This is a genomic window from Johannesbaptistia floridana (assembly GCF_057440575.1).
The window spans coordinates 38,350-52,732 of the sequence record NZ_JALKVM010000351.1 but is presented as its reverse complement, the minus strand read 5'-3'; the positions used below and the strand labels follow the sequence as shown (position 1 = coordinate 52,732).

Annotated in this window: 11 protein-coding genes and 1 pseudogene; 7 read left to right on the top strand and 5 right to left on the bottom strand. The window is 36.7% G+C overall.

Going from position 1 to position 14,383, the window contains the following annotated elements; genetic code table 11:
- Window positions 1-36 precede the first annotated feature (36 nt).
- The 4 genes from MW688_RS19480 to groES all read right to left on the bottom strand — a co-directional run bounded on the left by MW688_RS19480 (window position 37) and on the right by groES (window position 3,070).
- Window positions 37-195: an RRXRR domain-containing protein gene (locus tag MW688_RS19480; protein ID WP_486737678.1), complete on the bottom strand. Its 159-nt coding sequence runs from the start codon at window positions 193-195 to the stop codon at window positions 37-39.
- A gap of 246 nt (window positions 196-441) precedes the next feature.
- Window positions 442-624 (bottom strand): rubredoxin, encoded by a 183-nt coding sequence (gene rd, locus MW688_RS19475; protein WP_486737677.1) that lies wholly within the window; start codon window positions 622-624, stop codon window positions 442-444.
- A 450-nt stretch (window positions 625-1,074) separates the two neighbouring features.
- A complete protein-coding gene (gene groL / locus MW688_RS19470; RefSeq protein ID WP_486737676.1) occupies window positions 1,075-2,697 on the bottom strand; it encodes a chaperonin GroEL in 1,623 nt (540 codons plus the stop codon).
- Between the two features lie 61 nt (window positions 2,698-2,758).
- Window positions 2,759-3,070, bottom strand: a complete 312-nt coding sequence (gene groES, locus MW688_RS19465; RefSeq protein ID WP_486737675.1) for a co-chaperone GroES — start codon at window positions 3,068-3,070, stop codon at window positions 2,759-2,761.
- 159 nt (window positions 3,071-3,229) lie between these two features.
- On the opposite strand from groES, the gene MW688_RS19460 reads away from it, so the two are divergent.
- The gene (locus tag MW688_RS19460; protein WP_486737674.1) at window positions 3,230-3,619 is read left to right on the top strand and encodes a hypothetical protein; all 390 of its coding nucleotides are present in this window, start codon (window positions 3,230-3,232) and stop codon (window positions 3,617-3,619) included.
- 144 nt (window positions 3,620-3,763) lie between these two features.
- Here MW688_RS19460 and MW688_RS19455 read toward each other — a convergent pair whose 3' ends face one another.
- The gene (locus tag MW688_RS19455) at window positions 3,764-4,624 is read right to left on the bottom strand and encodes a squalene/phytoene synthase family protein (protein WP_486737673.1); all 861 of its coding nucleotides are present in this window, start codon (window positions 4,622-4,624) and stop codon (window positions 3,764-3,766) included.
- Between the two features lie 194 nt (window positions 4,625-4,818).
- Here MW688_RS19455 and ilvD point away from each other — a divergent pair, with 194 nt between their 5' ends.
- The 6 genes and pseudogenes from ilvD to MW688_RS19425 all read left to right on the top strand — a co-directional run bounded on the left by ilvD (window position 4,819) and on the right by MW688_RS19425 (window position 14,202).
- On the top strand, window positions 4,819-6,507 hold the full coding sequence (ilvD, locus tag MW688_RS19450; protein ID WP_486737672.1) for a dihydroxy-acid dehydratase: 1,689 nt from the start codon (window positions 4,819-4,821) through the stop codon (window positions 6,505-6,507).
- A 158-nt stretch (window positions 6,508-6,665) separates the two neighbouring features.
- Window positions 6,666-9,152 carry an EAL domain-containing protein gene (locus MW688_RS19445; RefSeq protein ID WP_486737671.1) on the top strand — a complete coding sequence of 829 codons (2,487 nt, stop codon included), beginning with the start codon at window positions 6,666-6,668 and terminating at the stop codon, window positions 9,150-9,152.
- An 83-nt stretch (window positions 9,153-9,235) separates the two neighbouring features.
- Window positions 9,236-9,385: pseudogene (locus MW688_RS19440) on the top strand (hypothetical protein); the annotation flags it as partial.
- Window positions 9,386-9,589: 204 nt separating this feature from the next.
- Window positions 9,590-12,115, top strand: a complete 2,526-nt coding sequence (locus MW688_RS19435; RefSeq protein WP_486737670.1) for an EAL domain-containing protein — start codon at window positions 9,590-9,592, stop codon at window positions 12,113-12,115.
- Between the two features lie 79 nt (window positions 12,116-12,194).
- Window positions 12,195-12,809 carry a Crp/Fnr family transcriptional regulator gene (locus MW688_RS19430; protein ID WP_486737669.1) on the top strand — a complete coding sequence of 205 codons (615 nt, stop codon included), beginning with the start codon at window positions 12,195-12,197 and terminating at the stop codon, window positions 12,807-12,809.
- 118 nt (window positions 12,810-12,927) lie between these two features.
- Entirely contained in the window at window positions 12,928-14,202 is a 1,275-nt protein-coding gene (locus tag MW688_RS19425; RefSeq protein ID WP_486737668.1) for a dihydrolipoamide acetyltransferase family protein, read from the top strand.
- Window positions 14,203-14,383: the final 181 nt, after the last annotated feature.

Genomic DNA, 14,383 nt, shown 5'->3' with positions numbered 1-14,383 from the left:
TGAGAGGAAATGAGGGACATAATTTATGTTGCATAGTTATATCCATCCGCTTTGTTCTAATAAATATTCTCTGACTTCGTAATTAAATAATGTTCCTTGTTGATATTCGACTCCTGAGATTTCAGAATTGTCTATTTTTTGGAAATCAAACCTCACTAATTCTTGAACAATACTATTAATTGGGCATAGTTTGATTAGAACTAAGACTGGTCAACTATAGGCTTTTGCAAGCCCCCACTATCATCGGTACTCCGATTATAGTGGTGGGATGTTGACCTTTTACTTCGGTTAGAGAAAATTGCCATAGCATCTACTCTAACAAAAAAAGTAGCAATAATTAGCTAAAAGTATAATAATCATAGCCAGTTTAAACTAAAAAACCCAACACAGAAAAACTAATTTCCGCGTTGGTAGTGTTATTGAGATTGTCTTTAAACAAGATTAGGTCAAGCTAGGTTGTGGAGCATCATAAACTTTAAAATCGCTTTTTTGAGCACCGCATACAGGACATTGCCAATCATCTGGTATCGCCTCGAAGGGAGTACCAGGCTCAATTCCAGAATCAGGGTCTCCTTTAGCAGGATCATAGATATAGTCACATTTTTGACAAATATATTTATTCATAAATATTGTGTTTCTCCAATTACTCGGTATTAATAACTATCCTAGGGAAATAATCGAAGCTTGAAATCTTTCTATAGTTTTAATGTTTGAGTAATATCTATTTCTCAAGACATAGAGCATTATCAACAACGCGATCGCCATAAAAGAGGGTATATAGCAGTACAAACAAATGAAATTATACACGCATCCAGTTTATATACTCGCAGTTTAAAAATGAGGTTCGTAGTTGGACTAAAGGTCCAAAAAATATAGCGCTACCCGCAGGGAATACTCATATCTTGTATCAAAACTGATGGGCTAAAGCCCTACTACAAACTCATCTTTACATAATAACTGGGTTTTATAACTAGGATTTGGTATTAATTCTGCCCAGATGCTTAGGGCTACAAAATAAAAAAACCCACACTGAAACGATTAATCAGTGTGAGTTGTGTGGAGACTAATTAAAAATTAGTAGTCAAAGTCGCCGCCGGGAGCTGCGGGAGCTTTTTCTTTCTCTGGTTTATCCGCTACAATACATTCTGTAGTAAGAACCATACCAGCGATAGAAGCAGCATTTTGTAAAGCTGAGCGAGTAACTTTAGCAGGGTCAACAATACCTGCGGCAAATAAGTCGCAGAACTCATTGTTAGCAGCATTGTAACCAACGTTAAATTCTGTTTCTTTAACTTTTTCAGCAATAACTGCACCATTTTGGCCAGCGTTTTCCGCAATCCGTTTTAAAGGAGCAGGAAGAGCACGGACTACAATCATGGCACCTGTTAATTCTTCGTTAGCAAGGTTGCTGTTAGCCCATTCGGAAAGCTGAGGAGCGAGGTGAGCGAGGGTAGTTCCACCACCAGGTACTATTCCTTCTTCTACAGCAGCTTTAGTGGCGTTAATGGCATCTTCTAAACGAAGCTTACGGTCTTTCATTTCGGTTTCAGTAGCAGCACCTACTTTGATTAAAGCTACACCACCAGAAAGTTTAGCTAAACGCTCTTGTAATTTTTCTACGTCGTAAGTAGAATCGGATTCTTCTATTTGACGACGAATTTGCTCGCAACGAGCTTTAACCTTGTCTTCGTTACCTTCAGCCACAATAGTAGTGTTGTCCTTAGTAATGGTAACACGACGAGCTGAACCAAGCATTTCTACTTTAGCGCTTTCTAGTTTTAAGCCTGCGTCTTCACTAATTAATTCGCCACCAGTTAAAACGGCAATATCTTCGAGCATTTGCTTACGGCGATCGCCAAAACCAGGAGCTTTAATTGCGGCTACTGTTAGTACACCACGTAAACGGTTAACTACTAAAGTAGCTAAAGCTTCTTTCTCAATATCTTCAGCAATAATTACTAAAGGCTTACCTTGGCGTGCCGCTTGTTCTAGGATAGGAACTAAGTCTTGAATTAGGGTAATTTTTTTGTCAGTGATTAAAATCAAGGGATCTTCAAACACCCCTTCCATACGTTCGGTATCAGTGACGAAGTAAGGAGAAATATATCCCTTATCGAAGCGCATACCTTCAGTAACTTCTAGTTCAGTAGTCATAGACTTACCTTCTTCTAGAGAAATTACTCCGTCTTTACCCACTTTGTCCATCGCTTTAGAGATCATTTCACCCACTTCTTGGTCGTTACCGGCTGAAATTGACCCTACTTGTGCGATCGCCTTAGAATCTTCGATGGGTTTAGCGTGTTCTTTAATTTTTTCTACTAAAAATTCTGTAGCTTTATCGATTCCACGCTTGATGGCGATTGGATTAGCCCCTGCGGCTACATTACGTAGACCTTCTTTGACAATTGCGTGAGCGATTACTGTAGCAGTTGTAGTTCCATCTCCTGCTACATCGTTAGTTTTAGAGGCAGCTTGGCGAATTAAAGATACTCCAGTATTCTCGATATGATCTTCTAATTCAATTTCTTTAGCGATAGTTACACCATCGTTGACAATTTGAGGAGCGCCAAATTTTTTCTCTAAAACTACGTTACGACCTTTGGGACCTAGAGTCACTGCTACTGCTTCTGCTAGTAAGTCAATACCTCTTTCTAAAGCACGACGTGCATCTTCGTTGTAAATGATTGATTTAGCCATAATTTCTCTGTTCCTTAACTCCAATAGTTGTTTGTGGATAAAGTTGCTTTTTGCGGTTATTTTAAGAAACTGCTGCTAGGATATCTTTTTCTGATAGTAGTACGTAGTCGTCACCAGCTAGTTTGATATCAGTACCTGCATACTTGGAATATAAAACTTTGTCTCCTACTTTTACTTCTACAGGAGCACGAGAACCGTCTTCATTGAGTTTCCCTGCACCTACTGCTACTACTTCTCCTACTTGAGGTTTTTCTTTAGCTGTATCAGGGAGTAAAATACCTCCACTAGTTTTTTCTTCTGAGGGACTTACTTTTACGAATACGCGGTCCCCCAAGGGTTTCACTGTAGATACATTGATACTAATTGCAGCCATAAGTTATCCTCTTTCTTTATTGTTGTAAAATCGAATTAGGTTTTTTAATTTGTGAGAATTTATTTAGCACTCTCACCTTACGAGTGCTAATGTAACGAAACTTAGGTTACTATGGCAACGGGGTAAGGAGTGCGGTTTACCGAACTTAGGCAAAAAATTATGAATGCAAAAAGACACATACTCGCCGCTCTTGGCAGCAATATTTATTTAATCTGTTGTCTATCAGGGATAGCACAGGCCCAAACAGAAGGTTCCTGTTATATGGTTAATGACACAGGAAATACCATTGATTTATCTGCCCTTTGTGGACAACCATCAGCAATAGGTAATAATCAGGGAAATCAAACTCAATCATCCCCAAATGAGGAAAATACAGGCGTATCTAATAGAAATAGTCCCTATGTAAGGGGTAGTGAAGCTACAGAAGAATTGCCACCAGAGCAATCAGAGGCACAACAAGCACCCCCTTCAGCAACAACTGAAGAAGATGGTAGTTTAGGAAGGTCCTTGCGGCGTTTACGTCAGAATGGAAGTATGAGACAAAGATAAAAATAGTAATAGTTGTTGGTTTTCTCTAGCATCGAACCTTTTAATTCATCCGACTTTTGTCCCTTAGCTTAAAAGCGTAAGGGAATTTCTGTCGGTTGGTTTAAATGAATAGTTGGTTAGATAGTTTTGAGACCTAACTAAATTTTATATTTCTGCATTACCACTAGCTAAGATGGAATTACCATCCCACCTGGAGGTACTTGCTCGTTCAACCAAAGCTAAGACATCATTGCGAGTCAATTTTTCTTTACCAAGAGCAATAACCTCCAAAGTTCCATAAGCTAAAGCCAGAGGAATTTGACAGAAATTTAAAGCAGGACCAGGAGGAAGTGATTTAGTGTAAAGATCAGCTAAATGTAAGTTATCGCGAGCGTAAGTTTGCATCATAGTGTGGTTCCAACCATTGGGAAAAAAATCGACTCCCCGGAGACGGTCTTCTTTATAGTTACGCAAAATATTCACAGATTGTAAACCACGACCGAAGCCAATAGCATACATACGATTAGTTTTAGTATTATTGTACCAAGACCATAAATCAGAAAGTAATAAGCCAACAGCACCAGCTACACTAAAAGTATAACTATCTAAGTCAGCACGGGTTTCTATTTTCCAATTATTCTCAGACCAATAAGCCATGCGATCAGCCATAGCAGCAGTAGCATCCCAAATTCTAGGAGCGATCGCCACAGGTGCTAAGCAACACCATTCACCAATTCTCACAGTAACTTCAGCCAGTTGACTTTCTTTAGTTTTAATTCCAGTAACAAAATCATTAATTTGAGAGTTTTCTCTACTAGCTTGTAAGTTAAAACTCAGTTGACGTAATAATTTAGTTTTAGTGAGATTATCAAGAGAGGGATGATCTTCAATCTCGTCAATCGCCCTCATACATAAATAAGCAGAAGCAACGGCTTCTAAGAGTTCATCTGGTAAACGAGAGATAGGAATATAAAAAGTGCGACTCGTCTGTTTGAGAATGTCTAAAGCATTTTCACGTAAACTCATTAATTTAGCTCCTCACGCCATAAAGAATATCCAAAGATTTACTCAAGTATTCAACTTCGTTTTTAGCAATAATCATAACTGAATTGCGAAAATTTAGGAAACTTTTGTGAATTAGCCTCCAACTACTACAAGTTGAGATTAAGCTATGCTTATCCTAAAATACTTTTACTAATTCCACAAAACAAAATTAGCTAATGACAGAAAATTTACGGAGTAAAATTGTTACTCAAGGACAAAAGCGAGCTCCCAACCGCGCCATGTTGCGAGCAGTCGGCTTTGAAGATCAAGATTTTAGTAAAGCCATTGTTGGTATAGCCAATGGCTATAGTACTATTACACCCTGCAATATGGGAATCAATGATTTAGCAAAAAAAGCTGAAATCGCCGTCAAAGAATCGGGAGCAATGCCCCAGCTTTTTGGCACAATTACTATCAGTGATGGCATTTCTATGGGGACAGAAGGGATGAAATACTCTCTCGTTTCTCGTGACGTAATTGCCGATTCCATTGAAACAGTCTGTAACGGTCAAAGCCTCGATGGAGTATTAGCTATTGGCGGTTGTGATAAAAATATGCCCGGTGCCATGATTGCTATGGCTCGTTTGAATATTCCTAGTATTTTTGTCTATGGTGGCACAATTAAACCAGGTTACTACCAAGGACAAAAACTCAATATAGTTAGTGCCTTTGAAGCCGTAGGACAGTATAGCGCAGGCAAGATTACAGAAGGGGAATTACTAGAAATTGAACGTCATGCTTGCCCGGGTGCTGGTTCTTGTGGAGGTATGTATACGGCTAATACCATGTCCTCAGCATTTGAAGCTATGGGGATGAGTTTACCCTATTCCTCGACTATGGCAGCTGAAGACGCAGAAAAAGCCGATAGTGCGGCTAAATCAGCTTTTGTCTTAGTAGAAGCAATTCGTAAGCAAATTTTACCTAGTCAAATTCTCACTCGCAAAGCTTTTGAAAATGCTATTTCTGTAATAATGGCAGTAGGAGGTTCTACTAACTCAGTCCTACATTTATTGGCGATCGCCAACACCATGGGAGTAGACCTCAAACTTAATGATTTTGAAGTTATTCGTCAAAGAGTTCCTGTACTTTGTGACCTCAAACCCTCGGGTAAATACCTGACTACTGATTTACACCAGGCAGGAGGAATCCCCCAAGTGATGAAAATGCTTTTAGTCAATGACTTAATTCATGGAGATGCCATAACCATCACTGGTCAAACTATCGCGGAAATTCTGGCTGATATACCCGAAAAACCATCTCCTCAACAAGATGTTATTCACTCTTTTGATAATCCTATCTACACCAAAGGACATCTAGCTATTCTCACTGGTAACCTAGCACCAGAAGGAGCTGTCGCTAAAATTACTGGCATCAAAAAACGTCAAATTACTGGACCTGCTCGTGTTTTTGAATCAGAAGAAACCTGCTTAAAGGCAATTTTAGCCGGAGAGATTAAGCCAGGAGATGTAGTGATTATTCGTTATGAAGGTCCCAAAGGCGGCCCAGGAATGCGCGAAATGCTGGCACCTACCTCTGCTTTAATTGGGGCAGGATTAGGAGATTCTGTGGGTTTAATTACTGATGGCCGTTTCTCTGGGGGAACTTATGGCTTAGTTGTGGGTCACGTGGCTCCAGAAGCGGCTGTCGGAGGTCCTCTCGCTCTTGTAGAAGAAGGAGATCTCATCACCATCGATGCTGATAGAAATTTACTAGAAATTCAGGTGTCAGAAGTAGAATTGCGAGCAAGGCTGGAACATTGGCAACCTCTTCAACCTCGTTACACTCGGGGAGTACTTGCTAAGTATGCTAAGTTGGTTTCTTCAAGTTCTTTAGGCGCGGTCACTGATTTAGATCTGTTAAAATAGTAAATAGTCAATTACTATTGTTTGTGTCTCTCTTTCCCTTCTGTTTATCTAAACAGAAGGAAACTTCACTCAATAAAATTCACATAAATTCTGATGTTTTCATCTTCTCTTTCTTAATAATTCTTTAGACTCTTACTTAACATTAATAGGTCAACTCCATGGGTAATAACTCTGAGCAAACACGCCATATTCTAGTAATAGAAGATCGTAAGGCCCGTCGTCTTGTCACTCTAGAAAATAGCACTTATTCTATTGGTCGCGAGACAAAAAATAATATAGTACTTTATGAGCACCAAGTCTCCCGTCATCATGCTACTTTGTTAAGGATAGTTGACTATAAGACGGATCAATTTTTTTATCGGATTATTGACGGCGATTTGCAAGGAAAAAAAAGCACCAATGGCTTAACGATTAATAGCAAAAAAAGTTTATCTCATGAGCTTCAACATGGTGATATTATCGGGTTTGGAGGAAAAGCTAAAGCAATTTATAAAATTATATTTGACAGCAGTCCTGATTTTAACTTGATTGAAAATGATGAAGACGTAGAATCAGAAGAAAAAACTTCGATTGAGCAGAAAAAAAATCAAGCTAAAAATGAAGATATATCCAAAGAAACATTGGCATTTCCAGAAGAATCAGAATTAGAAGAATATAGCCCAAAAGATTTGGTTAGATTAGCATCTTTTCCAGAGTTAAGCCCAAATCCAATTATTGAGATCAATAACAAAGGAGAAGTAACTTATGCTAATAGTGCGGCAATTTTAAGATTTAAAGATATAGAAAATAGCAAAAAAAAACACCCAATAATTGCTGGTTTAATAGAAAAAAATAATATAGAAAATAAACCCCAAGGCTTGTTGGTAAGAGAAGTAAAAATAGGTTCAGAAATATTTGAACAATATGTTCACTACTTGGCTGATATCCAAGTAGTTAGAAGCTATATATTCGATTACACTAAACGCAAGCACAATAATATTGCGATCAAGGCCAGTGAAGCTATTTATCACTCAATTTTAAACAAACTCGATGAAGGAATACTACTGGTAAATGCAGTTTCTAAAAAAATTATTCAAGCAAATTATGCTTATAGCAATTTAACTGGCTACAGTATTCGATCACTGCTTAATTTATCATTATCAGATATAGTAGAGTTAGAAAAAGATGTAATAGAAAATCAAATAACTACCAATATTAGAGTAAATAATCAGTTAGTAGGAACATCAGTACATCGCCATAAAAATGGTTATCCAATTGATGTTAATGTGAAAGTCCATACCGTAAATTATGAAGATCAACAAACTATATGTTTAATTGTGACGGAGAAAAAAGAAGCCGATACTATTTCTCAAGATTTTAATCAAAATATTTTACTGTATGATCCTCTGACAGGATTACCAAATAAAACTCTATTTTTAGAACACTTGACTAAGGCAATTGCTAACGCCAAAAGACATCAAAATTTAGCGGGTATATTATTGATAGAAATCAATCATCGCGAAAAAATTACAACTACAATGGCAAGACAAGAACAAGAAAAGATTATCAAAACAATCAGTCAAGTAATTAAAAATAGTTTGAGGGCAGGAGATACAGTCTCTCGTTGGGATAGTTATCAATTTATTATCTTACTTTCACGTCTATTTGAAATTAAAGATATTGGTAAAATTGCCCAAAGACTATTAAAACACTTACAAGTTTTAGCTAAAGAATTTTCTATTAACTGCAACTTCAATATCGGTGGAAGTGTATATCCTACAGAAGGAGAAGAGGCTTCTGTATTAATTGATAAGGCAGAATATGCTTTAGAAAAAATCAAAGAAAAACCAGGCAATAATTTTTATAATGCTCAAGTTGACAAAAAAACAGTGAAACTCCTCAAAGCAGAAAAGCTTTTAGAAACTGCTATGGAAAAAGAAGAATTAAAAATATATTATCAACCTGTAGTAGCACTTGATGGCAAAGAAATTATATGTTTAGAAGCAATTATACATTGGCAACATGAAGAAGTTGGTATACTTACTCCCGAAAAGTTCATGCCTGTAGCAAAAAAAACTAACATGATTAATAAAATTGGCGACTGGTTAGTTAATACTATTTGTGAACAAAACCAAGCTTGGCGAGCCTATGGTATACCTATAGTTCCTATTAGTATTAGCTGTTCAGCTAAACAGTTTCAAGAAAGCAACTTGATAGAAAAACTAGTAGATGTTTTAGATAAATATGGATTAGAACATCATTTTTTAGAAATAGCTATTGACTCTGAATGTATTAGTGAAAATCAAGAGTTAGCAACTAAGAAAATTCAAGAATTAAATAAAGTAGGTATAAGTGTAAGTTTAGATGATTTTGGCACCGGGGTATCTTATCTTGAATATTTACAACAGTTTACCTTTAGTCACTTGAAATTACATCAATCTCTAACCAAATCAATTTTAAACCCAGACTCCAACAATGCGATTATTAACGCAGCGATCGCTCTCAGTAAAGTTTCTGACGTTAAAGTTATTGCTAAAGGTGTAGAAACAGCAGAACAAGTTGATAAATTACGAGAACTCCGTTGTCACGAAATCCAAGGAAATTTCATTTATCCACCCTTGAATCCAGAGGAGATAGTTCAAATTAATTCAGAATATTTCTCTTAAGTAAGTAAATTTCCTGACTACCTTCAGGAATTTTTTGCTTTGAAAAACAAAAAATCTGAGTTTTCCCCGAGGCTAAGGCTCTCAACATCAAAATAGTAGCAATGGGCATAGAAGATCCAACTCAGGTAAATCTACTTAGGACATTAGAGTGTGAAGTAATTCAAGGTAATCTTTGGGGAGCTTTTTTAAATAGTCAACAAGTAACGGAACTATTGCATCATGGCCTTGACTGACAGTAATTTTACTTAATAACTTTGCATCAGTCTAACTATATAAAAATATTTTAAAGATGCTAATTTAATTCATTTATTAGTTTTTAGATTAAAATATAGTTATGTAAGTGGAATAAAAACTAATAGGCCAAAAAAGCCAAAAATCATATTCAGAGTGAGAATAATTAAGGAAGTATAGATCCTGAAGGGAATTTAATCAGTAATATGAGCAACAACTTACCTTTTCGCCATATTTTAGTAGTAGAAGATGAAAAATCTAGGCGTATTGTCTCTTTAGAAGAAACCGTTTATTCTTTAGGGCGTGATTCTAGTAACGCTATAGTGATTTATGACCGCCAAGTCTCTAGAGTCCATGCGACTTTACTACAAGAAGAAGACACGGGCAATGGTCAAAGCATGTACAAAGTTATCGATGGCGATTTAAGAGGGAACATTAGCACTAACGGAGTTGTAGTGAATGGAAAACCTTGCTCGTCTCATGTATTAAAACACGGTGATGTACTACGTTTTGGAGAAAAGTCTAAAGCTTTATACTATATTCTTTCAGATCCTTCAGTAATTAATCTCTTTAGAGAAGATAGTGAGATAACCGACCAAGTTAGCAGTTTTAGTCAAAAAGTTACGAGAGTAGAATCAAAATCAGATATAAATCAAGAAAATTTTAGAACTACCGTAACTTCTAATCAAGAGCTCGAAGATATGAGCCAAAAAGAACTGATTAGGTTGGCTTCTTTTCCTGAGTTAAGTCCTAATCCAATTATAGAAATTAACTGGTCAGGAGAAATAACCTATATTAATCCGGCGGCAAGCTTAAAATTTAAAGAAATTTACCAAAAACAAACAAAACATCCCATATTAGCCGGGTTGACTGATAACTGTCAAAGCAAACACGGTAGCTTATTTGTTCGCGAAGTTAAAATCGGTAACGAGGTTTTTGAACAATATGTTCATTATTTATCAGAAAATAAACTGATTAGAAGCTACATTTTTGACTTTACTAAACGCAAGCAAGTAGAAGCAGTATTACGAGAAAGCGAAAGACTCTATAGGACTCTGCTGCGACAAAGTTTTGCAGGAACTATTTTAGTAGATGTAAAAACCCATAAAATATTAGAAGCTAATCAAAATTATTGTAATTTGCTAGGCTACTCCTTAGAAGAAATTTTAGGGATGACACTCGATGACTTGATAATTTTTAAGGAAGAAACATCCCCAGAAAATATTTATCAAATATTACAAGAAGAACAAGAGGTAGTGATAGAATCAGAACATTTAGATAAAAATAAAAATAAGCTTAAATTACAACTAAATGTAACGATGCTCACAGCAAGAAAGAAAGAAATATTTTGCTTATCAGTAAATCCTGTTAAAGAAAATCTATCACCACCACAATCACATGGAGAACCTTTAACAGATTTATATAATCAAAACTTTCTCAAAGAACATTTATCTATAACTATATCTAATGCACAAAATTATAAACATAAAATTGGTCTGATTGTTCTAGATATAGTCTCCTTTCAAGAAGTTAATAACCAATATGGAGAAGAAGTAACAAATTGTTGTCTCAAAGAAATTGGCAATCGATTAAAAATATGTCAAAAATATGGTGCTATTGCCATACATAGCGGCAATAGTAAGTTTTCCATACTCTTACCAATTATTGATAGCTTTAAAGATACAGCTCAATTGTCCCAAATACTCTTAGAAAATTTACAACAACCAATTACAGTTCATTTACAAAATGAGGAAGATTTAGGGACTGTAGAACAACAATATGAAATTAAAATACAACTAGGTATAGGCATAGTTATTTATCCCGGTGACGGCCAAGATTTTGACACCCTCTGGCGCAATGCAGAAACCGCTTTATCTAGAAGCTTAGAAAATAGAGGCAATAACTATCAATTCTATAGTGCTACTATGACCTCTAGGGCTCATCGGAAACTAAGAATAGAAGAATTACTAAAAAAAGCTTTATACAATCAAGGCTTGTTTTTAGCCTATCAACCTATAGTAAATCTTCGCTCGGGAATGATTACTGGCATGGAAGCACTCCTGCGTTGGCATAACCTAGAATTACAAAGAATTCCTCCCTCTACCTTGATTGGTATTGCTGAAGAAATGGGCCTAATTGTTCCCATCGGAGAATGGGTACTAAAAGCCGCTTGTACTCAAAATTATATCTGGCAACAAGATAATGTTTCTACTATTCCTATTAGCGTTAATTTGTCCTCCTTGCAATTTCACAACCCTAACTTAGCTACTACTGTAGCCAGAATATTGCAAACCACTAAACTTGAACCCCATTGGCTAGAATTGGAAATCACAGAACAAACAATTATGGAAAATTCCGATGCGGTTTTTAAAGTGTTGCGAAATTTATTACAAATGGGAGTGCAAATAGCCATCGACGGCTTCGGTAGCCATTATTGTTCTCTGAACTATTTGCAAAAATTTCCCTTTCATACTTTAAAACTAGACCAGTCTTTTATTAGCGACCTACAAGATAACTCTAGAGGTACAGCGGTAATCTCCGCCATGATTGGTCTAGGCGAGAGTTTTAATATGAGAGTTGTTGCTAAAGGAGTAGAAAAAATTCAACAACTAAAACTTTTGCGTCGTCTAGAATGTCAAGAAATGCAAGGTTATCTGTTTAGTGAACCTTTGATGAGCAATGATGCTACTAATGTGCTGAAGCGAGGGAATGTTAATTACTTAATACCTTAACCTGGTGTTAACCTAATTTAATCTCAAATTGTGTAAAGTTGAGCTAGGTAGTAAATTACTCAAATTTTGGGTTGGTTTCATGCTCTCAACTTATCAAACAATTTCAGAATTTTCTCCAGAACAAGAACATAAAGAACGGAGGTTATATTTCTACGAAAAAGGCGAAGAAATATACTTAGAACCTTCCGGTATTTGGCAAGTATATAAAGGAGTAGTGCAAGTAAGTCAGTTACAATCAAGCGGCGAAGAAATATTGCTAGGCTGGGTACTACCAAATAACTTTTTTGGAGAGTATTTCACAAAAGTATCTCCCTATCAAGGGAAAGCTCTTTCGGATGTGTATTTGAAATGGTATCTACTCGATGAAATAGAAAAAAATCAAATACTTAGTCAAACAATTATCAAACAACTGATCAACAAAAATAAACAAACAGAAGCATTATTAGCGATCGCCGGGATAAAAAGAGTAGAAGAAAGACTACAAAAATTGCTAGAATTACTAAAAGAAGAAGTTAGTGAACCAATCTCTCAAGGGCATCGCCTGATTGTGCGTTTCACTCATCAAAACCTCGCTAATACTATCGGCACAACTAGAGTAACTATTACACGCCTACTTGGAGAATTTCAACGCCAAGGTTGGATTAGTTTTGATAGCGATCGTCATCTTATCTTAGACAGAAATGCTTTTACCTAAAAAGTTTTCTTTTCTTCCCACACTCTCACTAAATAATGTGCAAGTTAGCAGCTAAATAGGGCCTTAAAGCTTTACAATGATTATTATTTATTAATCTATGGAGTGTTAATATCGCCACATGATCCAAGAAGTTTTTATGCCCGCTTTGAGCTCTACAATGACAGAAGGAAAAATAGTTTCCTGGAACAAATCCCCCGGTGAAAAAGTAGCAAAAGGGGAAACTATTCTAGTAGTTGAATCTGATAAAGCTGATATGGATGTGGAATCTTTTTACGAAGGATATTTAGCTACTATTACAGTAGAAGCAGGAGAATCAGCTCCCGTTGGTTCTACAATCGCTTTAATAGCTGAAACAGAAGCAGAAATAGAAACTGCTCGTTCACAAACCCCCTCTACTTCAAAAACTAAAACAGCACCAGCAGAAATTCCCACTCCTTCCCCTGAAGCTAACTCACCCATAGTTACACCAAAACCAGTAGCTATTCCCAGCAATAACGGTAACGGTCGTCAAAATGCTTCTCCTAAAGCTCGCAAATTAGCCAAAGAATTAGGCGTTGACTGGAAAAGTTTACAAGGAAGTGGTCCTCACGGTCGAGTAGTTGTTTCAGATGTAGAACAAGCGGCCGGTAAAACTACACCTAAAACCCAACCGACCCCACCACAACCTACTCCCCAAACCCAAGTGGCTAAACCTGTTTCTCCAGTTTCCACCTCCAGTCAAGGCGAACTAGTATCCTTGAATACATTACAACAGGCCGTTGTTAGAAACATGGTAGCTAGTTTAGAAGTTCCTATCTTTCATGTTAGCTATACAATTACTACGGATGCTTTAGATACTCTCTATCGTAAAATCAAAAGCAAAGGAGTAACAATGACGGCTTTATTAGCTAAGGCAGTAGCTATTACTCTCCAAAAATATCCCATTCTCAACGCTAGTTATACAAATTCCGGTATTCAATATCATTCTGACTCTAATATTGCGATCGCCGTAGCCATGCCTGATGGTGGCTTAATTACCCCCGTATTAACCAAAGCCGCTGATACTGATATTTACTCTCTCTCTCGTACTTGGAAAATGTTAGTAGACAAAGCCCGCGCTAAACAATTACAGCCTGAAGAGTATAATAGTGGGACCTTTACTCTATCTAATTTAGGTATGTTTGGTGTAGAACGCTTCGATGCTATCTTACCACCTGGACAAGGTTCAATTTTAGCCATTGGTGCCTCCCGCCCTCAAGTTACAGCTACCAAAGAAGGAATGATGGCTGTACGTAGTCAAATGAATGTTAATATTACCTGTGACCATAGGATTATTTATGGTGCTGATGCCGCAGCTTTCTTACAAGACTTAGCTAATCTCATCGAAAATGATACTCATTCCTTAACCCTATAAATAATCAGGTTACCCAACTAATTCTAAGCAATCTAGTGGGGGTTTCCTATTCAGGAATCCCCTTCATTTTGCCTTAGAGAGATTAATTCTCTTTGTTGACTATGTCTTACTATATTTTTAATTTAACTTTACAATACTTTTGCTTGGCCAGACTCGAACTCAGTACGATTCTCATATATGT